We start from the raw sequence: 24,471 nt of genomic DNA on the forward strand, positions 1-24,471 counted from the left end.
CTGCACCAGATGCCCTCATGCGTAACAGCTCTTCCCCTATGCCCAATGCCCTGCCGCCCCCCGGACGCCCCTGAATGGCGACCGCAAAGACGCTCCCCGTCCGCCGCGCGGTTGCGGAGGACGGGGAGCAAAATCTTCGAACGCCGACAGGGCTCCGTTCAAGTGGTCCGGACCATTAAATTGATCACTGGACCAAAAGAGATCCTACAAAGCCGCCGCCCGAAGGGCACCGAGATTACGGCCGGCGCACGCCGGGAGCGCAGAACCTGTGGAACCCGCCCCCTCCGAAGGTCCGGACCTAGGGCCTGCCGATGATCTCCGCCGCCACCAACTCCGCGATCTGTGCGGTGTTCAGGGCAGCACCCTTGCGCAGGTTGTCCCCGCACACAAACAGTTCGAGAGCCGTCGAATCGTCCAGTGCCCGGCGGACCCGGCCCACCCAGGTCGGGTCGGTGCCCACCACGTCCGCGGGCGTGGGGAACTCACCCGCGGCCGGGTTGTCGAAGAGCACGACTCCGGGCGCGGTGGCCAGAATCTCCCGGGCCTTGTCGACCGTCACCTCGTCCTGGAAGCGGGCGTGCACGGTCAGGGAGTGCGTGGTGACGACGGGGACGCGGACGCAGGTCACGGCGACCTTCAGATGGGGCAGTCCGAGGATCTTGCGGGTCTCGTTGCGTACCTTCATCTCCTCCGAGGACCAGCCGTCCTCGGCGAGCGACCCGGCCCACGGCACCACGTTCAGGGCGACCGGCTCCGGGAACGGGCCGGTGTCGTCACCCACCGCCCGGCGTACGTCACCGGGGCTGGTCCCCAGCTCCGTACCCGCGACGAGGGACATCTGCCGGCGCAGGGTGTCGACGCCGGCGCGGCCCGCGCCGCTGACCGCCTGGTACGAGGAGACGACGAGTTCGCGCAGCCCGAACTCGGCGTGCAGGGCGCCGAGAGCCACGATCATGGACAGGGTCGTGCAGTTCGGGTTGGAGACGATCCCGCGCGGGCGCACGCGGGCGGCGTGCGGATTGACCTCGGGGACGACGAGGGGCACTTCCGGGTCCATCCGGAAGGCGCCGGAGTTGTCGACGACGACCGCGCCCTTGGCGGCGGCGATCGGCGCCCACTGGGCGGCCACCTCGTCCGGTACGTCGAACATGGCGACGTCGATCCCGTCGAAGGCCTCCTTCGACAGGGCCACCACCTCGACCTCGACGCCGCGCACGGTCAGCTTGCGGCCGGCCGAGCGCGGCGAGGCGATCAGACGGATCTCGCCCCAGATGTCCGCGTGCTGGGACAGGATCTGGAGCATGACCGTGCCGACGGCCCCGGTCGCTCCCACGACCGCGAGCGTCGGTCGTCCGGTCATCGCCCGGTGCCTCCGTAGACAACGGCCTCGTCGCTGTCGGAGTCGAGTCCGAAGGCGCTGTGCACGGCGCGTACGGCCTCGTTGACGTCGTCGGCGCGGGTGACGACGGAGATACGGATCTCGGAGGTCGAGATCAGCTCGATGTTGACCCCGGCGTCGGTGAGCGCCTCGAAGAACCCGGCCGTGACACCCGGGTTCGTCTTCATGCCGGCGCCGACGAGCGAGATCTTGCCGATCTGGTCGTCGTAGCGCAGCGACTCGAAGCCGATCACGCTCTTCGCCTTCTCCAGGGCGTCGATGGCCTTGCGGCCCTCGGTCTTCGGGAGGGTGAAGGAGATGTCCGTGAGGCCCGTGGTGGCCGCCGACACGTTCTGCACGATCATGTCGATGTTGATCTCGGCGTTGGCGATGGCGCGGAAGATCGCGGCGGCCTCACCCGGCTTGTCCGGGACACCGACGACCGTGACCTTGGCCTCGGAGGTGTCGTGAGCGACACCGGAAATGATGGCCTGCTCCACCTTCTGGTCCCCTTGCTGCTGTGTCTTTCGAACGAGCGGTTCGCTGCTGACCCAGGTGCCCTGAAGTCCGCTGAAGGACGAGCGCACATGGATCGGGATGTTGTAGCGGCGGGCGTATTCCACACAGCGGTGGAGCAGCACCTTGGAGCCGGAGGCGGCGAGCTCCAGCATGTCCTCGAAGGCGATCCAGTCGATCTTCTTCGCCTTCTTCACCACGCGCGGGTCGGCGGTGAACACGCCGTCCACGTCGGTGTAGATCTCGCACACCTCGGCGTCGAGCGCCGCGGCCAGCGCGACGGCCGTGGTGTCGGACCCGCCGCGCCCCAGCGTGGTGATGTCCTTCTTGTCCTGGGAGACGCCCTGGAACCCGGCGACGATGGCGATGTTGCCCTCGTCGAGCGCCGTACGGATACGGCCGGGGGTGACGTCGATGATGCGCGCTTTGTTGTGGACCGAGTCGGTGATGACGCCTGCCTGGCTGCCGGTGAAGCTCTGGGCGCTGTGGCCCAGGTTTTTGATCGCCATCGCCAGCAGGGCCATGGAGATCCGCTCTCCGGCGGTCAACAGCATGTCGAACTCTCGGCCGCTGGGCATCGGAGATACCTTCTCGGCGAGATCGATCAGCTCGTCCGTCGTGTCGCCCATCGCGGAAACGACCACGACCACCTGGTGGCCGTTCTTCTTCGCTTCCACGATTCGCTTGGCGACGCGCTTGATGCCCTCGGCATCGGCTACGGAGGAACCTCCGTACTTCTGCACGACAAGGCCCACGTGCGCTCCTCGCTCAATCCGTCTCTGCACCGCACAACTGCGGTCGGCTCAGTCTAACGAGCGGCCGGATTTCCCTTCCGGAGTATCGCATCGTGAGATGTCCCGCTCACGACGTGATCACTTCGGGCTGTCAGGTCGGTAAGGGACCTCCGGCCGCTCCGAGACGGCACCTGCCCGTGGCGAAGCCCCGCCACTCCGAAAGTGCCCCGAGTCACACCGTGGGCCTCCGGATCTCCGCCGGAGCGCGGCGGACTGCACCGCGCGCCTCCGCCGGATCGCGGTCGGCTACTTGACCGTGCGCAGGCCGAGCGGCCCGGCGATCTCCTCCGCCATCACCTTGCCGGCAGCCTCCGCGAGGGCTTCCTCGCCGATCTCCTGGTCGGTGTCGAGGCCGTCGAGCTCCTCGAGGGGCTGGTTCAGCCGGACGTGGGCGACCACGGACTGCAGGGCGCGCAGGGTCGCGGAGGCGGTGGAGCCCCAGTTGGAGAAGTAGGAGAACTGCCACCACCACAGGGCTTCCGTGGTGCGGCCCGCGCGGTAGTGGGCCATGCCGTGGCGGAGGTCGGCCATGACGTCGGCCAGGTCGTCGGAGATACGGGCCGGGACGGGTGCCTTGCGGGGCTCGTAGGGGTCGAAGACCTCGGAGTAGACGTCGATCGGTTCGAGCATCACCGCGAGACGCTCACGGATTTCGTCCACATCGGCTTCCGGGCCGAGGTCCGGCTCGTAGCGCTCGTCGGGGACGATGTCCTCGTGTGCGCCAAGACGGCCGCCGGCCAGGAGGAGTTGGGAGACCTCCAGGAGGAGGAAGGGCACGGCCGAGTCCGGCTCGTCGCCCTTGGCCACCTCGGTGACGGCGACCAGGAAGCTCTCTACCTGGTCCGCGATCTGGACCACGAAGTCGTCGGGGTCCGGGCTGGTCGCGTGCAGCGTGGCGTCAGACATCTAGAAGTCGTCTCCCCTCGAAGGCGCGGCCGAGCGTGACCTCGTCCGCGTATTCCAGGTCGCCACCCACCGGGAGGCCGCTGGCCAGGCGGGTGACCTTGAGGCCCATGGGCTTGATCATGCGGGCGAGATACGTGGCCGTGGCCTCGCCCTCCAGGTTCGGGTCCGTGGCGAGGATGAGCTCGGTGACCGCGCCGTCGGCGAGGCGGGCCAGGAGTTCCCTTATCCGCAGGTCGTCCGGGCCGACGCCCTCGATCGGGCTGATCGCGCCGCCGAGCACGTGGTACTTGCCCCGGAACTCGCGCGTGCGCTCGACCGCGACGACGTCCTTCGGCTCTTCCACCACACAGATCACCGAGAGGTCGCGGCGCGGGTCGCGGCAGATGTTGCACAGCTCTTCCTGCGCGATGTTGCCGCAGGTCGCGCAGAAGCGGACCTTCGCCTTGACCTCCAGGAGGGCGTGCGCGAGCCGACGGACGTCCGTCGGCTCCGCCTGCAGGATGTGGAAGGCGATCCGCTGCGCGCTCTTGGGACCGACGCCGGGGAGCCGCCCCAGTTCGTCGATGAGGTCCTGAACAACGCCTTCGTACAACGGATCGCCTTTCCGAGTGCCCTGGTACCGCCTGGTTCCGTCTTACGTTTCTTCCTGGTGCGTACGGTAGTTGGCCACCACCGGTCTTAGAAAGGCAGACCGGGAATGCCGCTGCCGCCGCCGAGCCCCTGGGTGAGCGGGCCGAGCGTCTGCTGCTGGAGCGCCTGCGCGTTCTCGTTCGCCGCCTGGACGGCCGCGACGATCAGGTCGGCGAGCGTCTCGGTGTCCTCGGGGTCGACCGCCTTCGGGTCGATCACCAGACCGCGAAGCTCTCCGGAGCCCGTCACGGTCGCCTTGACCAGGCCGCCGCCCGACTGGCCCCCGACCTCCGTCCGCGCCAGTTCCTCCTGCGCGTTCGCCAGGTCCTGTTGCATCTTCTGGGCCTGCTGCAACAACTGCTGCATATTGGGCTGGCCACCACCGGGAATCACGATCAGCTCCTGGTTTCGAGTACGGCTGTGTGGACCGTTTTTCCTGTCCAGCACGAGCCTACGTGGTCGACGGGCCCGTCGCCCAAGCACTCTTTCGAGTGACACTGTCGCGGCGCCTATACCTGATCAAGACCCTCTTCCAGGCGGAAAAGCGAGTAAACCAGGTCCATCGCCACCCATTGGGCGGTAGGAAGGGGGCGGCGCATTTACACCACGCGTCACACGGCGTCACGCAGTGTCAGCTCCGTCACCGTGGTCAGCACCATCACCGTGGTCAGCACCGTCACCGTCGTCCGTCATCACCGTCGTCAACTAGGGAGTGCCGGGTGAGTCAGCCGGAGATGCAGCCGGAGGGGCCGCCCCAGGACGGGCGGAGCGAGGGGGCGGCGGGGCTGCGGCCGGGCGACCTGACCGGTAGGCCGTTTCCGCTCGGGGACTGGGGGGAGCCCGCCGAACGGCTCCACGAGCTCTACCGGTGGGTGGAGCAGGGGGCGCTCGACACTGCGGCCTGGTACCTCTCCGACCGCACCTGGAAGCGGTGGGGTGCGCGTCTGCTGCGGTGCGGGGCCGCGCTCGGTGCCGTCGCCGGGGCCGCGCTGCCGTTGCTCGACCTCACCGGGTCCGTGAGCGGGGCGGCTCCGTGGGGATATCTGGCGCTGCTGGCCGCGGTCGCCTGCGTCGCCGTCGACCGGTTCTTCGGAGTGACGTCCGGATGGATAAGGGATGTGGCCACCGCCCAGGCCGTACAGCGGCGACTTCAGGCACTTCAGTTCGACTGGGCGTCCGAGAGTGTGCGGGAGTGCCTCGGGCCCACGGACGGGACGGCCAGTGAGGCGGCCGACCGGTGTCTCGGGGTACTGCGGAGGTTCTCGGAGGACGTCACGGAGCTGGTGCGCACCGAGACGGCGGACTGGATGGTGGAGTTCCGCACGGGGCCGGCGCCGCTGGGGATCCAGTCGTCGTCGGCGGGAGCGCCCCGGGCGGACGGGCCACCGCTGAACGGACGCACCCCGCTGCCGCCGGGAACCCGCCCGAACATGCCCCGCCAGCGCCCGCCCGAGCCTCGGTAGCGGTCCCGGGCGGGTCGGTCCCTTCACCTGTGCCGCGGCCTCCGCGGGATCACCCGGCGCCGCAGATCTTCAGTCCGACCGGCGTCCCGCACGGGAGATGGCCGTGGGTGCGGACGACGTCCTGGCCGCTGCCCCGGCTGATGTAGGCGAGGAAGCTGGAGGCGAGGGAGTCGGCGGGCGGGTCTCCGTAGGTGTAGGCGTACTCGATCTCGCGGTACGGGTAGTCCGAGGTGCCGTGCTCCAGATCCTCGACGGAGGCGGTGTGGCCGTCGAGGCCGATCTTGTGCAGGCCCGTGTGGCGGACGGCGCTGTTCAGTTCGCTGTAGCCGATCGCGCCGGGCAGCTTGGCGACCGTGTTCAGCACCTGCTCGGTGGAGTCGAGTTCGCAGCGCACGAGCGGCGCCGTCACGTCGTCCTTGTGGACGCAGTCCAGCGAGGAGTTGGCGATCTCGCCGCGTCCGAGCACCCGCCGCTGGAACACCTGCCGGGTACCGGAGTTGGCGTCCCGGCTGACGAGAACGACCCGCCGGTCGGGTCCGCCGAGCTGCTTCCAGTTCCTGATCTCCCCGCGGTAGAGACGTCGTACGTCGGCCAGCGACAGGTCCTTGAAGGGGACGTCGTCGTTGACGACCAGCGCGAAGACCGACACCGCGATCCGGTTCTCGCTCAGCTGCCGGAAGTCGCCCGGCTTGGGACCGTCGGAGAAGGCGACGACGGCCGGGGACCCGCTCTTCGACTCCCGCCCCGCCGTGTCGAGTTCGCGCACTCCGGCCGTACTGCCGTGGGCGTCCACCGTGATGGTGGAGCCTTCGCAGTCCTGCTCGTACTTGTCGGCCAGCTCGCGCATGACGGGCTCGAAGGCGGTCGAGCCCGTGACGGTCAGCGTGCCCTGTGCGCAGCCGATCGGCGGCGGTGAGTCGTCGCGCAGGACGACGATCAGGGCGAGCGCGACGACGCACACCGTCAGCAGCACGGTGATCAGCCGGGCCGCGCGGCTGAACAGCGGCGGCTGATCGTCCGGTGTCGTACTGCGGTTGGGCCGGACCTCGCCGTCCCGGATGCCGCCGACGATCCGTATCGGGCATCCCACATCGCCGCCCGACAGCAGGACGAGCAGCTTGAAGTGCTCGCCCCGGTTCAGCGGGACCCGCGGGATGCGCAGCGTGCCGTCCGCGTAGCTGAGACCGGCGGCCGGGGTGAAGTGGTCCATCAGATGGTCGGTGCCGGGCGGCTGGGTCACGGACACACCGCGGATGGTGCGGTCGGTGAACACTGCGGTCAGACCGTGCCGTTCACGGCTCGTGTAGTCGTCCCCGGCGATGCTTTGCGAGCCGTCGTTCTCGATCCGCAGCAGCACGAGGGTGGCGTCGGACATGCCGGGCGTCTCGTCGAACAGCCCGAGCCGTACGTTCGCGCGCCCCGAGCGGACGTCGTCGCCGATGGGGTTGTCCATCTGGACGCGGTAGCCGACCCGTTTGCGGCGCGGCACCCTGCGCTCGTACCAGACCATCACGGCGGAGGCGACGACACCGATGACGGCGGTCCCGACGGCCACGACGTTCTCTGCGCTCAGCCACTCCACGTGAGCCACTCCCCCGAGCCTGCGGTGCGGTCACCGTACGGCTCTGGCCGGAAACACCTCACATACGGGAAGTGAACTTCAACAGCCTTGGACTGCACACCAGTTGAAGCGTTCCAAGGTACGTCGCGGGCCGCTGCCCGCGCGGTGGGCTCAGCCGCTCTTCGAATAGGTCAGCGCGTCGCCCGAGTTGGTGTTCACCCGGCGCAGCCGGCCGTCCGACAGGAGGGTGACCTCGGAGGCGGCGCCCGGCGAGCAGGACGAGGCCGGTTCGCCGGAGGTGACCTGGGAGGGGCCGATCTCCAGCGGTCCGCCGGCGCCCGGGACCTCGGTCAGGGCGGCCTGGAAGACGCAGTGGTAGGTGCCGCTGCCGGCCGGGCCGTCCGCGGTGAGCGTGAGCACCGTGTCGCCGACCTCGCCCTGCTCGATGGTCAGGCGGCGGGAGTTGTGGCCGGTGGCGTTGTCGATGGCGGCGTCCCAGGTGCCGAGGAAAGCCTCCGGAACAGTGCCGCCCTGCGACGCCTCGGCGCTGGGCGACTCGGAACCGGCGGACGGCGCCTGCGAGGTGCTCTGCCCCGGTGTGCTCGGCGCGCCGGAGGCCGGCGTGGACGCCTTGGGGTCGTCCTGGCCGCCGCCCGTGCCGCCCTTCAGCAGCGCGTACACACTGCCGCCCGCGCCGAGCGCGACGACCAGGGCCACGACGACGAGGAGAGCCGTGGACCGGCCGCTGCGGCGCGGGGGTTCCGGGCCGAGCGGGGCGACGGCGGGGCCGTACGGCGGGGTCGGGCCGTAGGGCGGGGTGGCGCCGCCGGGTCCGTAGGGGTTGGCGGCGACGCCCGGGCCGTACGGCTGCTGCTGGGGTGATCCCCAGCCGGCCTGCGGGTAGCCGTACGCGGGGTGGGCGGGTCCCTGTCCGGAGGGCTGCGGGTGCTGCTGCGGGTAGCCGTAGGCGGGGTGCGGGCCGGCCGGCCCCGTCGGAGGAGGCGTCGCGCCCGAGCCCGCGATGAGCGTGGGGAGATGGTTCAGGGGGCCGGGCTGCCCGGGCGGCGGCGGGGTGGCGCCCTCCTCGGCGGGGGTGGGCGCGTGCTCCGGGGACGCCTCGGCGGACGCGGCCGGTGTCGAGGAGGAGGCGGAGGGCGTCGAGGAGGAGGCGGACGGTGCCGAGGACCCGGGCGGGGCGGACGGCGGCTTCGAGAGGTCCGGGGCGGGGACCGGCGACACCGGTGCCGGCGGAAGAGCCGGCCGGTCGGGTGCGGCACCGGACCGGGGCTGCGCCTGTCCCTCCTCGGGGTTCTCCGTGTCGAGCAACTGCACCGCGTGGCGCCCGAGCTGGGCCACCAGCGCGCTGGGCAGCCAGGGATCGAGGGTGCGCCCTTCCGAGACGGTGTCCTCCGCGCCCGTGCGCTCCAGGATCTCGTCGAGGCCGGGCCGGCCGGCGGGGTCCTTGCGCAGACAGGCGCGCACGAGGTCGGCGAGCCCCTCGGGCACGCCCGTCAGGTCGGGGTCCTCCTGGGCGATGCGGAACATCATGGCGTGCACACCGCTGTTGGCCGCTCCGAAGGGAAGGGAGCCGGTGGCGGCGTACGACAGGACCGAGCCGAGGCAGAAGATGTCGCACGCGGGCGTGACGCGGTCGCCGCGCACCTGCTCGGGAGCCATGAACCCGGGCGAGCCGACGAGCGCCCCGGTGTGGGTCAGACCGCCGTCGGTCACCGTCTCCAGGGCGCGTGCGATGCCGAAGTCGATGACACGGGGGCCGTCGATGGTGACGAGGACGTTGGAGGGCTTGAGGTCGCGGTGGATGAGGCTCGCGGCGTGGATGTCCTTCAGCGCGTGCGCGAGGCCCGCGGCGAGGATGCGCACGGAGCGCTCGGGCAGTGCGCCGTGGTCGCGCCCGACGACGGCCTGGAGCGAGGGCCCCGCGACATAGCCGGTGGCCACCCAGGGGATCCCGGCGTCGGTGTCCGCGTCCAGGACGGGTGCGGTCCAGAGCCCCCCGACCCGGCGCGCGGCCTGTACCTCCTGGCGGAAACGTGCCCGGAACTCCTCCTGCTCGGCGAGTTCCGGGCGGACGAGCTTGACGGCGACGGTACGTCCCCGGTCGGACCGCGCGAGATAGACGTGACCCATCCCTCCGGCACCGAGTCGCGCCAGCAGTCGGTACGCCCCGATCCGCTGCGGATCCCCTGGCCCCAGCTTCTCCATGGCAGCGCCCACCTCCCCCGTATGTGTGCAACAGACCGAGGATAGTGCGCCATACGGGGAGGTGGACGGGGCGGTGTCTACGGTTCCGTCACGACTGGTGCCGTTTTCGTAACAGGTGCCGCGGACGCGTTGACGTCCGCCGCCGCGAGCTCGTCGAGGACGGCCGACAGGCGCTCCAGGACGCGGACGGTCTCGGCGAGCCCGTCCTCGCCGAGCGCCTCGGCGATCCGGTCGGCGAAGGCGGCGTGACCGGGGCCGATCTCCGCGACGGCGGCGCGGCCCCGCTCCGTCGGGGAGAGGAGTTTGGCGCGGCGGTGAGCGGGGTTGGGCAGGTACGCGGCGAGGCCCTTGTCCACGAGCAGGTCGGCGATGCGCTGCACGCTCTGCCGGGTGATGCCCATGACGCGGGCGATCCCGGAGACGGGCAGGGGTTCGCCGAGGACGGCACCGAGGACCTGCCACCAGGCGGCGGTGATCCCGGCGGGCCGGGCCAGTTCCTCGGCCACGGAGAGGTACTGGCCGTTCAGCCGGAAGACCGCGAGGGCGCCGCGGCTGAACAGGTCCTGCCGCCGTCGGCTCACCGGCCCGCCTTCTCGAGGACGGCGTACGCCTCGGCGTCGGAGTCGTGGAAGAGCCGGTACCAGGCGTCGAGGACCTCGCCCTCGTAGACCCCGAGCAGCCGGAAGACCTCGCGGGCGAAGGCGACGGGTTCGGTGGGCCCGGCGGTGACGAGCCCGCGGTCGGTGACGGCGTCGGTCTCGGTGTACCGCTCGCCGCCCCGGTAGCCCGTGGCGGCCAGGTAGAAGGAGACGGCGCTGGTGTGGTCCCGGTCGTCGAGCAGCCCCTCGCGGGCGAGGCCGGCCGTCGCCCCGCAGATCGCGGCGACGGGGACGCCGGCGTCGAGGAACGCGCGGGCGGCGCGGGCGAAGGGTGCCAGGTCCTCGGAGGTGTCCCAGAGGTCGGCGCCGGTGAGCACGAGCAGCGAGCTGTCCTCGGGACGGAGCTCGTCGAGCGCGAGGTCGGGCTGGATACGGAGCCCGCCGATGGTGGTGACCGGCTCCCGGCCGGGGCCGACCGTGCGGATCGTGTGTCCGGCGCGGGCGAGGTACGCCGTCGTGTGTCCCGTCTCCCAGTCGGCGAAGGTGTCGTAGACGGCGAGGTGGACGGGCTTGCGGGGTACGGGACTCGCGTCGGCGTCTGCGGTGGTGTTCATGACTCCTCCTCGGGCGGGCGAAGCAGCTTATGTAAGCATGCTGTCAACTGGACAGGATGCTGTCAAGCGATCCCCGTGCCGTCGCCCGGGATCCCCGCCGGACGCCGGTCGCCGGCCGACCGCCGACGGGGGCCGCCCGGAGCGCGCCCGGAGACCGCCCGGAGGCCCCTCCGACACCACCCGGAGGCCGCCCGGACTCCGCCGCGTCCCCTCGGCCAAGCCCGACAGACTGTCGCGGAAAGTCCCCGACCACAGACAGGACGCCGATATCGCGCCCGGTCCGTGGACATTTACGCTTCGCGGCATGACCCCTCAGCCCAACCCCCAGGCCGGCGCCGCCGTGAAGGCCGCGGACCGTGCGCACGTGTTCCACTCCTGGTCCGCGCAGGAGCTCATCGACCCGCTCGCCGTTGCCGGCGCGGAGGGGTCGTACTTCTGGGACTACGAAGGCAAGCGGTATCTGGACTTCACCAGTGGGCTCGTCTTCACCAACATCGGGTACCAGCACCCGAAGGTCGTCGCCGCGATCCAGGAACAGGCCGCGACGATGTCCACGTTCGCGCCCGCCTTCGCCGTCGAGGCGCGTTCGGAGGCGGCCCGGCTCATCGCCGAGCGGACCCCGGGCGACCTGGACAAGATCTTCTTCACCAACGGTGGCGCGGAGGCCGTCGAGAACGCCACGCGGATGGCCCGGCTGCACACCGGCCGTCCGAAGGTGCTCTCCGCCTACCGCTCGTACCACGGTGCCACCTCGACCGCGATCAACCTCACCGGTGACCCGCGGCGCTGGCCGAACGACAGCGGCGCCGCCGGTGTCGTCCACTTCTGGGCGCCCTTCCTGTACCGCAGCCCCTTCCACTCCGACAGCGAGCGGCAGGAGTGCGAGCGCGCGCTGCAGCACCTGGAGGACACGATCGCCTTCGAGGGGCCGGCGACCATAGCGGCCCTCATCCTGGAGACGATCCCGGGCACCGCGGGGATCATGACGCCGCCGGTGGGCTACCTCGCCGGGGTGCGCGAGATCTGCGACCGGTACGGGATCGTGTTCATCCTGGACGAGGTCATGGCCGGGTTCGGGCGGACCGGCAAGTGGTTCGCCGCCGACCACTACGACGTGACGCCCGACCTGATGACCTTCGCCAAGGGCGTGAACTCCGGCTATGTGCCGCTGGGCGGTGTGGCGATCTCCTCCGCCATCGCCGAGACCTTCGCCAGGCGGCCCTACCCGGGCGGGCTCACCTACTCCGGCCACCCGCTGGCCTGCGCCGCCGCCGTCGCGACGATCAACGTCATGGAGGAGGAGGGGATCGTCGACCAGGCCGCGGCCATCGGCGAGACCGTCCTCGGGCCGGGGCTGCGCGAGCTGGCCGAGCGGCACCCGAGCGTCGGCGAGGTGCGCGGCACGGGCGTCTTCTGGGCGCTGGAGCTGGTGAAGGACCGGGAGACCAGGGAGCCGCTGGTTCCGTACAACGCCGCGGGCGAGGCGAACGCGCCGATGGCCGCGTTCGGCGCCGCGGCCAAGGCCCGCGGTCTGTGGCCCTTCATCAACATGAACCGCACGCACGTCGTACCGCCGTGCAACATCACCGAGGCCGAGGCCAAGGAGGGACTGGCGGCCCTGGACGAGGCGCTGTCGGTGGCGGACGAACACACGGCGTGAGGCTGTAGGGGTTCCCAGAGGCTGTAGGGGCGTCCGCCCCTGTGGGGGCCGCCCCTGTGGGGGTGTCCGCCTCTCGGAGGCCGCCCCTGTGGGGGAGGTGTCCGCCCCCGTGGGGGTCGTCGCGCGGTTGCCCGCGCCTCTTCGGGGGTGCCGGGAAATCCGCCCGCCGACCCCCACCGCGTATGGTGGCGTGCTCGACGAGATACGCGAGTAGATCCGCGCACCTACCCACGCGATGGGGGAGTGAGACGACCACCATGGCCGGTACCGGCGGCAGTGGCGCCGTAACCCGTAGCACCCTGCGGCAGCAGATCGCGGACGCGCTCCGCGACGAGGTGCTCGGGGGTCGCCTCCGGCCGGGCCAGGAGTTCACGGTGAAGGAGATCGCCGAGCAGTACGGCGTCTCCGCCACCCCCGTCCGCGAGGCCCTGGTCGACCTGTCGGCGCAGGGGCTCCTGGACGCGGACCAGCACCGCGGCTTCCGCGTGCACGAGTACTCCGCCGCCGACTACCGCGGCATGATCGAGGCGCGCAGCCTGATCACGGAGGGCATGTTCCAGAGTCTCGTGGCCGGCGGCATGCGGCAGGCCGACGACCCCCGCGCCCTCGCCGCCCTCGCGGCCGTCCGGCGCCGCGGCGAGGAGGCCCAGCGCGCGGCCACCGCCGGCGACCTGAACATCCTCATCGGCTACGACCTGCGCTTCTGGCGCGAACTCAGCAGCCTCTTCGGCAACCCCTACCTCGGCGACTTCCTGCACCGGCTGCGGGTCCAGTCCTGGGTCTGCACGGTCCAGCACCTGCGCCGGGTCTCCGACCTCAGGGGCCAGCTGTGGTCCGGCCACACGGAGCTCGTGGACGCCCTCGCCCGCCGCGACCCCGATACGGCGCGGGCGATCGTGACGGCGTACAACGATCACGCCCTCGCCCTCATCGAGCGCCTCGACGCCAAATAGCACCCGGCCGGGGCCGGATCACCCCGGTCCGTGTTTGAGGACAGCTCCTCCGGGCGATCGGGGGGTTGGGGGCGCGGCCCCCGTGGCGACGGGCGAACCCCGGCCCACCCGGGGGCCTACTTGCGTACCGGCCTCTTCACAGAGTGGCCACGCGCACTACGCTGCCCTGACCACCCTGCACCCCAAGGAGCAAGAGGAGCCGTCTGTTGGCCTGTGACCTGTGGTTGGTCCCGCTCGTCGACGTGCTGTGCCACACCCCCGACAACCCCTTCGCCGAAGAACTCGCGCTCTACGACAAGGTGCTCGCCGAGGCCGGACTCCCACCGGTGCCGGTGTACGCGTACATGCCGGGCCTCTCGGGTGACGTCGCCCCGGTCGCCGGGTTCGACTACGACGCGCTGCACTTCCTGCGCCGCGCGTACCTCCTCCAGATGTGCGGGCTCGCGGTGACGCCGGTCGACGAACTGGGCGGCGACTACGAGCAGTTGCTGGAGATGTTCGAGGCGAACGCCCAGCAGTCGCATCTGGTCTGGCACTACGACCACGCGGGCGCGTATGTCCCGGTCGAGTTCCCGCACCCGCTGGCCAACGACGAACTCCTCGCGGGTGGCGGACCCCTGGGCTCCTCCCAGGCCCTCCTGCGTGAACTCGAGTTCGTGGCCCCCTCGATCGGCATCGACCCGACCAACCCGCCGGCGGCACCGCAGCCCCCCAGCGCTCCCACGGAGCTGGAGGAGCCTGCCGCCCCCGCCCCCTACGACGCCAGCCCCTTCGCCCGCGAACGTCACGTCTGGCTGGGCCTGCACGCCGCCGCGACCCGGAGTCTCGCCCAGGGCTCAATGATCATCTTCAGCTGAGCGGCCCTCCTGGTGCGGGGCCCGTCCTCCTGCGGCCCCGCACCGGCGGACATCGCCACCCGGCCCGCCCAGATACGCGTACGCGCGACCGGCCCGCCCGGATACGCGTTTGCGCACCCGTCCGGCCGTCAGGCCAACTGGGACAGGCCCTTCTGGAGGTCCTCAGCGTTCATGACGGGGGAGAACTCAAGCTTGGCGCCAAGGCTCATGAAGAACGGCTCGGCGATCACGGGCAGTTGACTGCTGTCCTGCAGGTCGAAGACCATGTAGCAGGCGCGGTTGCCGTCGTGGGTCGTGAAGTAGGCCGCCTCCGGCTTGAGATGCTCCATCGTTTCCTGCACCAGCTGCTGCAGCTTTCCGTCGCGGATGAGCTCATTGGCCTTGTCCGTGTCCATGGTCGCCCTGAGCAGCACGCGCATCGCACTCACCTTCTCCACTGGCCGACGCACACATAGGCACCCAAACGTGCATTTTCAGGCTATGCCCCTTGTCATTCGCCTGCCCACTCCAGCGCCGGAGCACCGAGCGCGGTAGCAGCAGCAGCGGTAGCGGCATCAGCAGCGTTTGGACGAGTGGGGCGACCGCGCCCGGCCGGTCCGCCAACTCGGCGGCCAGGTCTGCCCGCTGAGGGCGGGCACGGGCGCGTACGGGGTGTTCCGTCCCGAGAACGGCGTGAGCACCTCCACCCGCGCCCAGGTCCTGCAGTGGGACGACAACGGCAGCGCCGACCACCTGTGGGGACCGACCTCGCGTTGAGGCCGGCTCCCCGGGTACGGGTACGCCCCCGGATGTCGGCCGGGGGCGTACTCGTGGAAACAACCGCTTCGGACACCGCGGCGGATCCGGTTCGGACACCGCCGCGGACGCCGCTCCGCGTTAGATGAACGAGTTGATCTCGATCGTCTCGTCGCGGCCCGGGCCGACGCCGATCGCGGAGATCGGCGCGCCCGACATCTCCTCCAGCGCCTTCACGTAGTCCTGCGCGTTCTTGGGGAGATCCGCGAAGGTCTTCGCCTTGGTGATGTCCTCCGACCAGCCGGGGAGGTTCTCATAGATCGGCTTCGCGTGGTGGAAGTCGGTCTGGGAGTACGGGAGTTCCTCGACACGCTTGCCGTCGATCTCGTACGCCACGCAGACCGGGATCTCCTCCCAGCCGGTCAGGACGTCCAGCTTGGTGAGGAAGAAGTCGGTCAGACCGTTGACGCGGGTCGCGTAGCGGGCGATGACCGCGTCGAACCAGCCGCAGCGCCGGTCACGGCCGGTCGTCACGCCGCGCTCGTGGCCGATGCGCCGCAGCGCCTCGCCGTCCGCGTCGAAGAGCTCGGTCGGGAACGGCCCCGAGCCGACACGGGTCGTGTACGCCTTGAGGATGCCGATGACCCGGCTGATCTTGGTCGGGCCGACTCCGGCACCCGTGCAGGCGCCGCCCGCGGTCGGGTTCGACGACGTCACGAACGGATACGTGCCGTGGTCGATGTCCAGCAGCGTGCCCTGGCCGCCCTCGAAGAGCACGACCTTGTCCTGTTCGAGCGCCTCGTTGAGGATCAGGACGGTGTCCGCGACGTACGGCTTGAGCCGGTCCGCGTAGCTCAGCAGCTCCTCGACGACCTGGCTCGCCTCGATGGCGCGCCGGTTGTAGAGCTTGGTGAGCAGCTGGTTCTTGACCTCCAGGGCCGCTTCGACCTTCTGGGTGAGGATCGACTCGTCGTAGAGGTCCTGGATCCGGATGCCGACGCGGTTGATCTTGTCCGCGTATGTCGGACCGATACCGCGTCCGGTGGTCCCGATCTTCCGCTTTCCGAGGAAGCGTTCCGTCACCTTGTCGACAGTGACGTTGTAAGGCGTGATGATGTGAGCGTTTCCGCTGATCAGCAGCTTGGAGGTGTCGACGCCGCGCTCGTTGAGTCCGTTCAGCTCGGAGAACAGGACGGACGGGTCGACGACGACCCCGTTGCCGATCACCGGAGTGCACTCCGGCGTGAGGATTCCGGAAGGGAGGAGGTGGAGGGCGTATTTCTGATCGCCCACGACTACCGTATGGCCGGCGTTGTTGCCGCCCTGGTAGCGCACCACATAGTCCACGGATCCACCGAGCAGGTCGGTGGCCTTTCCCTTGCCTTCGTCACCCCACTGAGCACCGAGCAGCACAAGTGCGGGCACAGGCGTACACCCCTTCCGGGCGGGGCATGTCCAAGGTCGGGGACGTACGCGGCTGGATTTTGGTACGGCTGCGTACGCCGGCGACCACCTTTGGCCGCGACCGTCGGACCGGATGCCCCGGAATAGACGAAGCCCCTGGCGCAATAGCGCAAGGGGCTCTTGCACAAAGATGCTACCCGAGGAAGCGAGGCATGACCGAGGTGGCGGCTTCCGACCAGCTTCTGGTGGTCATCGACCCGGTCGCCCGACGGACCGACGGCGAGTCTGTACGGATCGCGAAAGACGTGCTCAGCGCGGGTGCGGCGACCAAAGTGTGCCTCCCGGAGGGGCCCGAGGAATTCGCCCGCGCGCTGATCCGTCGGGGTGCGCGCCGACCGGTCGTGATCGGTGACGACGGTGCCCTGCTGCGGGCGGTGTCCCTGCTGTACCGGCGGCGGGAACTCGCCGCGTGCGCGCTGTCCCTCGTGCCCGTGGGCGGTGTGCTGTCGCTGTCCCGGTCGCTCGGGGTCCCGATGGGGGCCGTCGCGGCGGCCCGGGCGGTCCTCGACGGGGCCGAGCGACGGCTGGACCTGCTCGTGGACGACAGTGACGGCGTGGTGCTCGGCGCGCTGCGCATCCCCTCGCTGCCCTCCCGGCCGCCCGCCCCGGTGGGCGCGGGGGCGCTCGGGGAGGCCGGTGCGCACCCCTGGCTCCGCACCTGCCAGTCGCTGGTGCGGACCCTCGCCTCCCGGCCCTCCCGGCTCGCCCCCGGGCCCGGCCCGGGACCCTCCCGGCTGCGGATCGAGGTCGACGGGGTGTGTGTGGTGGATCTGGACCAGCCCGTGGAGACCGTGTCCGTGACACCCGGGGAATCGGGAACCGGCGCCGCGATCGAGGTCCGCGCGGTGTCCGTCGGGGCCGAGGCCTCGCCCCTGCGACTGGTCGGACACAAGGTCACCGTCTCCGGCGCCGACTTCCGCTACCGAGCGGACTCCGTGGTGTCCGGACCGGTCCGTACCCGCACCTGGACGCTCCGGGAAGCGGCGTGGAGCCTGACCCTGCCGGCAGCCCACTGAGGGGGCGGGGTCCGGTCCACGCCGACAGGCGAGACGCCGACACCCGCTGACCGGGCGGGGTACCGATTGCCGGTGCACGCCGACGCAGCAAAACCGGAGTGGCCGATGCACGCCGACGAAGCGGGACCGGAGTGGCCGGCCCCCGCCGACGAAGCGGGACCGGGGTGGCCGGTCCCCGCTCGTCATCCGTCGCCGTACAGCGTCTCGCGGTGGGCGCGCCAGCGTTCCATCATCGCGGCGATCTCGCCGTCGATGAACTCGAAGAACGCGAGGGTCTCGGAGAGCCGGCGCCCGGCGGGGGTCGCGGAACCGAGGGAGTCGACGCCCGCGCGCAGGGCGACTTCCCAGCGCTTGAGCACCGCGTCGCGGTTGGTCACCGCCTCGTACCACTGGTTGCTGTGCACCCGGTACCGCTCGCGCCGCGAGCCGGGTTCGCGCTCGCGCGAGACCATGTGCTGCTGCGCGAGGTAGCGCACCGCGCCGGAGACGGCAGCGGGGCTGACCTGGAGCTGCTCGCCGAGTTCGGCGGAGGTCATGGCACCGGAGTCGGAGGCCAGCAGCGCCGCGAAGACCCGGGCGGGCATCCGCTGCATCCCGGCCTCGACGAGCTGCGCCGCGAAGCCCTCGACGAACTTCGAGACCGCTTCCGGATCCCGCTCCGCCGTGGTCGGTTCCGCCATCTGTCGATCATCTCCCCTGCTCGCGCATCACCGTCGAGTGTATCCAGGGTTTATATGTTTCCTTAACTTCACAAATTTCTGAAAGAAGCGTACGTTCTGAATCATGACGAAGGCAATCAGCGTCGCCGGACTGCACAAGTCGTTCGGCAAGACGCACGCGCTGGACGGCCTCGACCTGGAGGTCGAGGCCGGTGAGGTGCACGGCTTCCTCGGTCCCAACGGCTCCGGGAAGTCCACCACCATCCGGGTGCTGCTGGGCCTGCTGCGCGCCGACTCGGGCGCCGCCCGGATGCTGGGCATGGACCCCTGGTCGGACGCGGTCGAACTGCACCGCCGGGTCGCCTACGTCCCCGGCGACGTGACCCTGTGGCGCAACCTCTCCGGCGGCGAGGTCATCGACCTCTACGGGCGGCTGCACAACGGGGGCCGGGCCCGGCGCGGCGGGCAGAGCGGCGGCGGACGGACCGGCGGCCTCGACCCGGCGCGGCGTGCCGACCTGATCGAGCGCTTCGAGCTCGACCCCACCAAGAAGGGGCGCACCTACTCGAAAGGCAACCGCCAGAAGGTCGCCCTCGTCGCCGCCTTCGCCTCGGACGTCGACGTGCTCATCCTGGACGAGCCGACCTCGGGGCTCGACCCGCTCATGGAAGAGGTCTTCCAGCGGTGCGTCCGGGAGGAGCGCGACCGGGGCCGCACCCTTCTGCTGTCCTCGCACATCCTGAGCGAGGTCGAGGAACTCTGCGACCGCGTCAGCATCATCCGCAAGGGCCGGACCGTCGAGAGCGGCTCCCTCGCCGACCTGCGCCATCTGACCCGCACCAGCGTCACCGCCGAACTCACCGGGCCCCCGAACGGACTTGCGTCCCTGCCCGGGGTCCACGACCTCGACGTACAGGACACCGGGGTCCGGCCGGACGGAGTGCGGTGCCGGGTCGAACTCCACGCCGACGCCGACAGCCTGAACGCCGTCCTGCGGTCGCTGACCGACTCCGGCGTACGGTCCCTGACCTCCACCCCGCCGACCCTGGAAGAGCTGTTCCTGCGGCACTACCAGGAGGATGTCCGGGCGGACGGATCCGACGAGGCGATGGCCCGATGACCGCCACGACCGCCGGCACCTTCGCCGCACGCGTCGGCGGCTCCCGCCCGCTGGCCGGCACCGGAACCCTCCTGAGGTTCGCGCTGCGCCGCGACCGCGTGATGATGCCGCTGTGGATCGGCGTCATCGCCCTGATGGTGCTCTCCCTGCCAGCCTCGCTGAAGTCCGTCTACAGCACCCCGGCCGAACGCGCCTCCCTGGCACGGCAGATGCTCGCCAACAGCTCCCTGCGCGCCACCTACGGACCGGTGTTCAGCGACTCGCTCGGCGGACTCACCGCCTGGCGCATCGGCGCCTACGCCGGAGTCCTCGCCGCCATCATGAGCCTGATCGTCGTCGTACGGCACACCCGGGACGAGGAGGAGAGCGGACGCCAGGAACTAGTCTCCGCCGCGATGGTCGGGCGGCGGGCCCCGCTGACCGCCGCGCTGCTCGCCGCGTTCGTCGCCAACGGCGTCCTCGCGCTGATCGTCGCGGGCGGCCTCGCCGGACAGGGCGGCGCCGGCGCGCTGGCGCTGGGACTCGCGATCGGCGCGACCGGGATGGTCTTCGCGACCATGGCGGCCATCGTCGCCCAGCTGACGGAGAGCGCACGGCTCGCCAAAGGGCTGACGGGCGGGCTGATCGGCGCCGCGTTCGTCCTCAGGGCGGCGGGCGACTCCGCGACCGACGACGGCTCGTCGGTGCTGACCTGGCTCTCCCCAGTGGGCTGGCTGGAGAACCTCCGCGCCTTCGCGGACGAACGCTGGTGGGTCCTGCTGCTGTTCGTCGCGACGGTCGCCGTACAGGGCGCCGTCGCCTACACCCTCGCCGGGCGGCGCGACGTCGGCATGAGCTTCCTGCCCACCCGGCCGGGACCCGCGTCCGGCCGCCTCGGCACGGCCGGAGCACTGGCCTGGCGGCTGCAACGCGGCGCGGTCCTCGGCTGGAGCCTCGGCTTCCTCGCCGCCGGCGCCGCGTTCGGCGGCATCACGAAGGGTGCCGCGGACCTGGTCGGCGACAACGCCAAGACCCGCGAGATCATCGAGCGGATGGGCGGGCAGTCCGGGATCACCGACGCATTTCTCGCCACCATGGTGAACATGCTGGGCATGGTCGCCGCCCTCTACATCGTCTCCTCCGTGCTCCGGCTGCACGGCGAGGAGACCTCGCAGCGCGCCGAACCCCTGCTCGCCGCCGCCGTCGGACGGCTGCGCTGGGCCGGCGGACACCTCGTCCTCGCCTTCGGCGGCGCGGTCCTCATCATGCTGCTCGGCGGACTCGGCCTCGGTCTCGGCTACGGCTCCGAACTCGGCGCCGTCCTCGGTGCCTGCCTGGTCCAGGTCCCGGCGATCTGGACCCTGGGCGGCGTCGCCGTCCTGCTCCACGGCCTCTCGCCCCGCCTCGCCCCCGGCGCCTGGGCCGCGGCCGGACTCGCCCTCCTCCTCGGCTGGATCGGCCCCGCCCTGAACATCCCCCAGGCCGTCATGGACCTCTCCCCCTTCGGCCACCTCCCGAAGCTGCCGGGCGGCACCATGGCCTGGACACCCGTCCTCGTCCTCACCGGGATCGCGGCGGCCCTGACCGCCGCGGGACTGACAGCTCTGCGGCGGCGCGACCTGACCCTGTGAGAGGCGGCGCCGCCGAGCGGGGGGTGGGCAAGGGCGTGGGCAACGGGGTGGGCAAGGGCGTGGGCGGCGTCCGTCAGACCTCGACGGTCAGGCCCTCCAGACCGCGGATCACGAAGTTCGGCCTGCGGACCGGCTCCTCGACGAGCCGGAGAGCGGGGGCCCTGGTCAGAAGCGCGCTCATGGACGCCGCCAGTTCGAGCCGGGCCAGCGGAGCTCCGATGCAGTAGTGGATACCCGCGCTGAAGGAGATGTGCGGGTTCTCCGCCCGGGACAGGTCCAATGTCTTCGGGTCCGCGAACACTTCGGCGTCACGGTTCGCGGACCCGAAGAGCATCGCGATCTCCGCGCCCCGCGGGACCGTCGTACCGTCGATCTCGATGTCGTCGAGCACCCAGCGCTCGAACAGCTGGAGCGGAGTGTCGTAGCGCATCAGCTCCTCCACCGCCGTGGGGATCAGCGTGTGGTCCGCCCGCAGCGCCGCCAGCTGCGCGGGGTGCCGGAACAGCGTCCACCAGCCGGTCACCGTCGAGTTGACCGTCGCCTCGTGCCCCGCGTTCAGCAGCAGCACGCACGTGGAGATCATCTCCTGCTCGGTGAGCCGGTCGCCCTCGTCGTGCGCCGCGATGAGCCCCGAGATCAGATCGTCCGCGGGCTCCTTGCGGCGGGCCTCGATCAGCCCGCGCAGGTACTCGGTGAACTCCACCGACGCCCGCACCGCCTTCCGCGCCACCTCCTCGGACGGGTTCAGCTCGTACATCCCGCAGATGTCCGCCGACCAGGGCCGCAACGGCGCACGGTCGGACTCCGGGATACCCAGCATCTCCGCGATCACCGACACCGGCAGCGGCTCCGCCACGTCGGTCAGCAGATCGCCGCCGCCCGCCTCCACCAGCCGGTCGACCAGCTCACCCGCCAGCCCCTCCACATAGGGCTTCAGCCGCTCCACCGTGCGCGGTGTGAACGCCTTCGAGACCAGCCGCCGGATCCGCGTGTGGTCGGGCGGCTCCAGATCCAGCATCCCGTGATCGTTGAGCACATGGAACGGCTCGTGCTCCGGCGGCGGCGCCGTCCGCCCGAAGTCCTCGTGCGTGAACCGGTGCTGATACGTCCGGCCCAGCCGGCGGTCCCGCAGCAGCGCCGACACATCCGCGTGGTGCGGCACCAGCCACTGGTTCGTCGGCTCGTAGTAGTGCACCCGGCCCCGCGCACGCAGCTCCTCGTACGCCGGATACGGGTCCGCCACGAACGCCGGGTCCCACGGGTCGAAAGCCTGCGAACTCTCCAAAGCTGCCATGAACGGACGCTAGCCCGACCCACCCCCCGCTGAACAGGCCCGTCCGGACCGGCGCCCGCCGCAGCCCCTCCCTCTCCCCTCGGCGCCGCGCCGAGCGATGTCGAGCGCGGTCACCTCGGTGTGACCAGCCGGGCCTCGTACGCGAACACCGCCGCCTGCGTCCGGTCCCGCAGCCCCAGCTTCACCAGGATGCGGCTCACATGGGTCTTGATCGTCGACTCCGCGACGACGAGCCGCCCGGCGATCTCCGCGTTCGACAGCCCTTGCGCGATCAGCACCAGCACCTCCGTCTCCCGGTCGGTCAGATCCCCGTACGCCGCATGCGCCGTCGCCGACAGCCGGGGCTCGTCCGCGAGCTTGGAGAACTCCGTGATCAGCCGCCTGGTGACCGAGGGGGCGAGCAGCGCCTCCCCCTCCGACACCACCCGCACGCCGTCGGCGAGCTGGCGGGCCGAGGCATCCTTGAGGAGGAATCCGGACGCCCCCGCCCGCAGCGCCTGGTACACGTACTCGTCGAGATCGAACGTCGTCAGCACCAGCACCTTCGCGGCGCCGTCGGCGGCGACGATCTCCCGGGTCGCCTCGATCCCGTTCATCTCCGGCATGCGGATGTCCATCAGCACGACGTCCGGAGCCAGCTCCCGTACGCGCTCGACCGCCTCCCGGCCGTTGACCGCCTCGCCGACCACCTCGATGTCCGGCATCGCGCCCAGCAGTACGGAGAAGCCCTCGCGGACCATCATCTGGTCGTCGGCGATCAGCACGCGGATCGCTCGGCCCGTGCCGCCGCTCATCCGGTCCCCTCCCCCGACGGCACCGGCAGGAACACCGCCACCTCGTACCCTCCGTCGTCCATCACGCCCGTCGTCATCTCACCGTCCAGCATCGTGACCCGCTCGCGCATGCCCGTGATGCCGTGCCCCGCGCCGTGCGTGGACTTCTCCAGGGTCGTCGCCGGCGCGGGACCGTTGACTATGCGCAGGCCGAGCCCGCCGAGCACATAACCGACCTCGACGCGGGCCGACGCGCCCGGTGCGTGCCGCAGGGTGTTGCTGAGCGCCTCCTGGACTATCCGGTACGCCGACAGCTCGACGCCCTGCGGAAGCTCGCGCACCGCACCGGTGACCGCCTTCTCCACGGTCAGCCCCGCGTCCCGCACATTGGCGAGGAGCGCGTCCAGATCGGCGAGGGTGGGCTGCGGAGCGTCCGGGGCCTCGTAGTCCTCGGCCCTGACCACGCCCAGCACACGGCGCAGCTCGGTCAGCGCCGCCACCGCGTTCTCCCGGATCGTGACGAAGGCCTGCTCCAGCTCCGGGGGCGGATTCTCCACCCGGTAGGGCGCCGCCTCCGCCTGGATCGCGACGACCGACATGTGGTGCGCCACCACGTCGTGCAGCTCGCGGGCGATCGTCGTGCGCTCTTCGAGCAGCGTGCGCCGGGAACGCTCGTGTGCCGTCTCCGACTGGTGAGCGGTCACCTCCTGCTCGGCCTCCCTGCGGATGTTCAGGACCGTGACGACCAGGAGGGCCAGCGCGGAGACGAAGAGCAGCGGGAAGGTGTTGATGCTGTAGTAGCCGCCGCCGAACAGGGTCTCGGCGAGCAGGCTGTACGCCGCGGTCAGCAGCCACATCCACGCCGCGACGCGGGGGCGTGAGCGCAGCGCCACGACCGTCAGCACCGTGACATGCGCTATGAAACTGCCGGGCGCCCACGGCCAGTCGCTCCAGGCGCTGCCGAACATGGCGGCGATCGGGGCCGCCGCCATCGAGAACCAGAAGGCGCCGACCGGGCGGACCAGGGTCGCCAGGACCGGGAGCAGGGCGAGGAGCCCGCACAGGAGGGGGGCGATCGTGCCGCCGCCGAGGCCGTCGCGTAGAGCGCCGGCGCTGTAGGCCGCGGCCATCGCCAGCAGGCCGGCGGCCGCCACCGCCGCGTGCGGGGTCCAGGCCGCGTACGCGCGCAGGGTCCCCCGGAGGCGGCGGGTGAGGGGGCCGTCCGTGCGCATGCGGGGGAGCGGGCGGTAGGCGAAGGCGTCGTGGAACATGTCCTGCCGCAGGCCGCGCACGGCGTCCGCGGCGAGGCGGTACTCCGGGCTGCGGGGCTTGGCCCCGGCACCGCCGGGGCGGGGAGGTGTCGTCTGCGTCTGGGTCGTCTCGGTCACGTTCAAAACGGTAGGGCCGGGTGGGGGGTGCGGTCGTCACCTGCGAGGAGGGTCCTTGCGAGTCCCCCTCAGGTACTACGGGTAGCGGCGGGGTGGAGACCGGCGACCGCTCGCGTACGAGTCGCTCGCGTCGGGTGGGGGCGCGTCGGGGTGGGGGCGGGTGCATCGTGGCTCGGGCGTGGTCCTGCGCACCGGGGGGTGAGGATTCAGCCCCTCCGGCGTTTGAGGAGCGGGGTCTGGGGGGCTGGGGGCGGGGCC

General features: G+C 71.1%; 23 protein-coding genes. 8 read left to right on the top strand and 15 right to left on the bottom strand.

What is annotated here, in order from left to right:
* Positions 1–298: 298 nt before the first annotated feature.
* The 5 genes from ABZX90_RS12690 to ABZX90_RS12710 form a co-directional block, all read right to left on the bottom strand.
* Entirely contained in the window at positions 299–1,360 is a 1,062-nt protein-coding gene (locus ABZX90_RS12690) for an aspartate-semialdehyde dehydrogenase (protein ID WP_355204213.1), read from the bottom strand.
* Positions 1,357–2,649 (bottom strand): aspartate kinase, encoded by a 1,293-nt coding sequence (locus ABZX90_RS12695; protein ID WP_351129088.1) that lies wholly within the window; start codon positions 2,647–2,649, stop codon positions 1,357–1,359. Before ABZX90_RS12695 ends, ABZX90_RS12690 begins: the two co-directional genes overlap by 4 nt.
* Positions 2,650–2,934: 285 nt before the next feature.
* A complete protein-coding gene (locus ABZX90_RS12700) occupies positions 2,935–3,594 on the bottom strand; it encodes a DUF5063 domain-containing protein (protein ID WP_351129085.1) in 660 nt (219 codons plus the stop codon).
* Positions 3,587–4,186: a recombination mediator RecR gene (recR, locus tag ABZX90_RS12705; protein WP_351129082.1), complete on the bottom strand. Its 600-nt coding sequence runs from the start codon at positions 4,184–4,186 to the stop codon at positions 3,587–3,589. The genes ABZX90_RS12700 and recR overlap by 8 nt, the downstream gene beginning before the upstream one ends.
* An 86-nt stretch (positions 4,187–4,272) precedes the next feature.
* On the bottom strand, positions 4,273–4,617 hold the full coding sequence (locus ABZX90_RS12710) for a YbaB/EbfC family nucleoid-associated protein (RefSeq protein WP_266765781.1): 345 nt from the start codon (positions 4,615–4,617) through the stop codon (positions 4,273–4,275).
* A gap of 326 nt (positions 4,618–4,943) precedes the next feature.
* On the opposite strand from ABZX90_RS12710, the gene ABZX90_RS12715 reads away from it, so the two are divergent.
* The gene (locus ABZX90_RS12715; RefSeq protein ID WP_355204219.1) at positions 4,944–5,687 is read left to right on the top strand and encodes an SLATT domain-containing protein; all 744 of its coding nucleotides are present in this window, start codon (positions 4,944–4,946) and stop codon (positions 5,685–5,687) included.
* A 49-nt stretch (positions 5,688–5,736) separates the two neighbouring features.
* Here the strand turns inward: ABZX90_RS12715 and ABZX90_RS12720 are convergent, their stop codons facing one another.
* The 4 genes from ABZX90_RS12720 to ABZX90_RS12735 all read right to left on the bottom strand — a co-directional run bounded on the left by ABZX90_RS12720 (position 5,737) and on the right by ABZX90_RS12735 (position 10,684).
* On the bottom strand, positions 5,737–7,269 hold the full coding sequence (locus ABZX90_RS12720) for a substrate-binding domain-containing protein (RefSeq protein ID WP_355204597.1): 1,533 nt from the start codon (positions 7,267–7,269) through the stop codon (positions 5,737–5,739).
* Between the two features lie 150 nt (positions 7,270–7,419).
* Positions 7,420–9,471, bottom strand: a complete 2,052-nt coding sequence (locus ABZX90_RS12725) for a serine/threonine-protein kinase (protein WP_351129076.1) — start codon at positions 9,469–9,471, stop codon at positions 7,420–7,422.
* 77 nt (positions 9,472–9,548) lie between these two features.
* A complete protein-coding gene (locus ABZX90_RS12730) occupies positions 9,549–10,052 on the bottom strand; it encodes a MarR family transcriptional regulator (protein WP_351129073.1) in 504 nt (167 codons plus the stop codon).
* Positions 10,049–10,684, bottom strand: a complete 636-nt coding sequence (locus ABZX90_RS12735) for a DJ-1/PfpI family protein (RefSeq protein ID WP_355204223.1) — start codon at positions 10,682–10,684, stop codon at positions 10,049–10,051. The genes ABZX90_RS12730 and ABZX90_RS12735 overlap by 4 nt, the downstream gene beginning before the upstream one ends.
* A 304-nt stretch (positions 10,685–10,988) precedes the next feature.
* Here ABZX90_RS12735 and ABZX90_RS12740 point away from each other — a divergent pair, with 304 nt between their 5' ends.
* The 3 genes from ABZX90_RS12740 (at position 10,989) to ABZX90_RS12750 (ending at position 14,154) form a co-directional block, all read left to right on the top strand.
* Positions 10,989–12,344: an aspartate aminotransferase family protein gene (locus tag ABZX90_RS12740; RefSeq protein ID WP_355204226.1), complete on the top strand. Its 1,356-nt coding sequence runs from the start codon at positions 10,989–10,991 to the stop codon at positions 12,342–12,344.
* A gap of 257 nt (positions 12,345–12,601) precedes the next feature.
* On the top strand, positions 12,602–13,297 hold the full coding sequence (locus ABZX90_RS12745) for a GntR family transcriptional regulator (RefSeq protein ID WP_351129066.1): 696 nt from the start codon (positions 12,602–12,604) through the stop codon (positions 13,295–13,297).
* Between the two features lie 206 nt (positions 13,298–13,503).
* The gene (locus tag ABZX90_RS12750; RefSeq protein ID WP_351129064.1) at positions 13,504–14,154 is read left to right on the top strand and encodes a hypothetical protein; all 651 of its coding nucleotides are present in this window, start codon (positions 13,504–13,506) and stop codon (positions 14,152–14,154) included.
* 128 nt (positions 14,155–14,282) lie between these two features.
* Here ABZX90_RS12750 and ABZX90_RS12755 read toward each other — a convergent pair whose 3' ends face one another.
* Positions 14,283–14,573, bottom strand: a complete 291-nt coding sequence (locus ABZX90_RS12755) for a hypothetical protein (RefSeq protein ID WP_351129062.1) — start codon at positions 14,571–14,573, stop codon at positions 14,283–14,285.
* A gap of 145 nt (positions 14,574–14,718) precedes the next feature.
* Between ABZX90_RS12755 and ABZX90_RS12760 the strand changes: the two genes are divergently transcribed.
* Positions 14,719–14,910: a hypothetical protein gene (locus ABZX90_RS12760; protein ID WP_355204230.1), complete on the top strand. Its 192-nt coding sequence runs from the start codon at positions 14,719–14,721 to the stop codon at positions 14,908–14,910.
* 120 nt (positions 14,911–15,030) lie between these two features.
* On the opposite strand, the gene ABZX90_RS12765 is transcribed toward ABZX90_RS12760, so the two are convergent.
* A complete protein-coding gene (locus ABZX90_RS12765) occupies positions 15,031–16,314 on the bottom strand; it encodes an adenylosuccinate synthase (RefSeq protein ID WP_351129056.1) in 1,284 nt (427 codons plus the stop codon).
* Between the two features lie 191 nt (positions 16,315–16,505).
* On the opposite strand from ABZX90_RS12765, the gene ABZX90_RS12770 reads away from it, so the two are divergent.
* The gene (locus ABZX90_RS12770; RefSeq protein ID WP_355204233.1) at positions 16,506–17,369 is read left to right on the top strand and encodes a diacylglycerol kinase family protein; all 864 of its coding nucleotides are present in this window, start codon (positions 16,506–16,508) and stop codon (positions 17,367–17,369) included.
* A 182-nt stretch (positions 17,370–17,551) separates the two neighbouring features.
* Here ABZX90_RS12770 and ABZX90_RS12775 read toward each other — a convergent pair whose 3' ends face one another.
* Positions 17,552–18,049 (bottom strand): MarR family transcriptional regulator, encoded by a 498-nt coding sequence (locus ABZX90_RS12775; protein ID WP_351129051.1) that lies wholly within the window; start codon positions 18,047–18,049, stop codon positions 17,552–17,554.
* Between the two features lie 103 nt (positions 18,050–18,152).
* Here ABZX90_RS12775 and ABZX90_RS12780 point away from each other — a divergent pair, with 103 nt between their 5' ends.
* Both ABZX90_RS12780 and ABZX90_RS12785 read left to right on the top strand, forming a co-directional pair.
* Positions 18,153–19,148, top strand: coding sequence for an ABC transporter ATP-binding protein (locus ABZX90_RS12780; protein ID WP_355204236.1), 996 nt, complete (start codon positions 18,153–18,155; stop codon positions 19,146–19,148).
* Positions 19,145–20,758 carry an ABC transporter permease gene (locus ABZX90_RS12785; RefSeq protein WP_355204239.1) on the top strand — a complete coding sequence of 538 codons (1,614 nt, stop codon included), beginning with the start codon at positions 19,145–19,147 and terminating at the stop codon, positions 20,756–20,758. The genes ABZX90_RS12780 and ABZX90_RS12785 overlap by 4 nt, the downstream gene beginning before the upstream one ends.
* 73 nt (positions 20,759–20,831) lie before the next feature.
* Here ABZX90_RS12785 and ABZX90_RS12790 read toward each other — a convergent pair whose 3' ends face one another.
* The 3 genes from ABZX90_RS12790 to ABZX90_RS12800 all read right to left on the bottom strand — a co-directional run bounded on the left by ABZX90_RS12790 (position 20,832) and on the right by ABZX90_RS12800 (position 24,213).
* Positions 20,832–22,052 carry a cytochrome P450 gene (locus ABZX90_RS12790; RefSeq protein WP_355204242.1) on the bottom strand — a complete coding sequence of 407 codons (1,221 nt, stop codon included), beginning with the start codon at positions 22,050–22,052 and terminating at the stop codon, positions 20,832–20,834.
* Positions 22,053–22,162: 110 nt separating this feature from the next.
* Positions 22,163–22,846, bottom strand: coding sequence for a response regulator transcription factor (locus tag ABZX90_RS12795; RefSeq protein WP_351129041.1), 684 nt, complete (start codon positions 22,844–22,846; stop codon positions 22,163–22,165).
* Positions 22,843–24,213 carry a histidine kinase gene (locus tag ABZX90_RS12800; RefSeq protein ID WP_351129039.1) on the bottom strand — a complete coding sequence of 457 codons (1,371 nt, stop codon included), beginning with the start codon at positions 24,211–24,213 and terminating at the stop codon, positions 22,843–22,845. The genes ABZX90_RS12795 and ABZX90_RS12800 overlap by 4 nt, the downstream gene beginning before the upstream one ends.
* Between the last annotated feature and the right edge of the window lie 258 nt (positions 24,214–24,471).

This window comes from Streptomyces sp. NPDC002935, assembly GCF_040611295.1.
Taxonomy (GTDB): domain Bacteria; phylum Actinomycetota; class Actinomycetes; order Streptomycetales; family Streptomycetaceae; genus Streptomyces.

What these genes read in the sequence shown, in the direction of transcription:
- ABZX90_RS12755 (WP_351129062.1), bottom strand. Translation starts at nt 14,573, where the DNA reads ATGCGCGTGCTGCTCAGGGCGACCATGGACACGGACAAGGCCAATGAG.
- ABZX90_RS12740 (WP_355204226.1), top strand. Translation starts at nt 10,989, where the DNA reads ATGACCCCTCAGCCCAACCCCCAGGCCGGCGCCGCCGTGAAGGCCGCG.
- ABZX90_RS12770 (WP_355204233.1), top strand. Translation starts at nt 16,506, where the DNA reads ATGACCGAGGTGGCGGCTTCCGACCAGCTTCTGGTGGTCATCGACCCG.
- ABZX90_RS12745 (WP_351129066.1), top strand. Translation starts at nt 12,602, where the DNA reads ATGGCCGGTACCGGCGGCAGTGGCGCCGTAACCCGTAGCACCCTGCGG.
- ABZX90_RS12735 (WP_355204223.1), bottom strand. Translation starts at nt 10,684, where the DNA reads ATGAACACCACCGCAGACGCCGACGCGAGTCCCGTACCCCGCAAGCCC.
- ABZX90_RS12725 (WP_351129076.1), bottom strand. Translation starts at nt 9,471, where the DNA reads ATGGAGAAGCTGGGGCCAGGGGATCCGCAGCGGATCGGGGCGTACCGA.
- ABZX90_RS12700 (WP_351129085.1), bottom strand. Translation starts at nt 3,594, where the DNA reads ATGTCTGACGCCACGCTGCACGCGACCAGCCCGGACCCCGACGACTTC.
- ABZX90_RS12690 (WP_355204213.1), bottom strand. Translation starts at nt 1,360, where the DNA reads ATGACCGGACGACCGACGCTCGCGGTCGTGGGAGCGACCGGGGCCGTC.
- ABZX90_RS12785 (WP_355204239.1), top strand. Translation starts at nt 19,145, where the DNA reads ATGACCGCCACGACCGCCGGCACCTTCGCCGCACGCGTCGGCGGCTCC.
- ABZX90_RS12775 (WP_351129051.1), bottom strand. Translation starts at nt 18,049, where the DNA reads ATGGCGGAACCGACCACGGCGGAGCGGGATCCGGAAGCGGTCTCGAAG.
- ABZX90_RS12790 (WP_355204242.1), bottom strand. Translation starts at nt 22,052, where the DNA reads ATGGCAGCTTTGGAGAGTTCGCAGGCTTTCGACCCGTGGGACCCGGCG.
- ABZX90_RS12780 (WP_355204236.1), top strand. Translation starts at nt 18,153, where the DNA reads ATGACGAAGGCAATCAGCGTCGCCGGACTGCACAAGTCGTTCGGCAAG.
- ABZX90_RS12795 (WP_351129041.1), bottom strand. Translation starts at nt 22,846, where the DNA reads ATGAGCGGCGGCACGGGCCGAGCGATCCGCGTGCTGATCGCCGACGAC.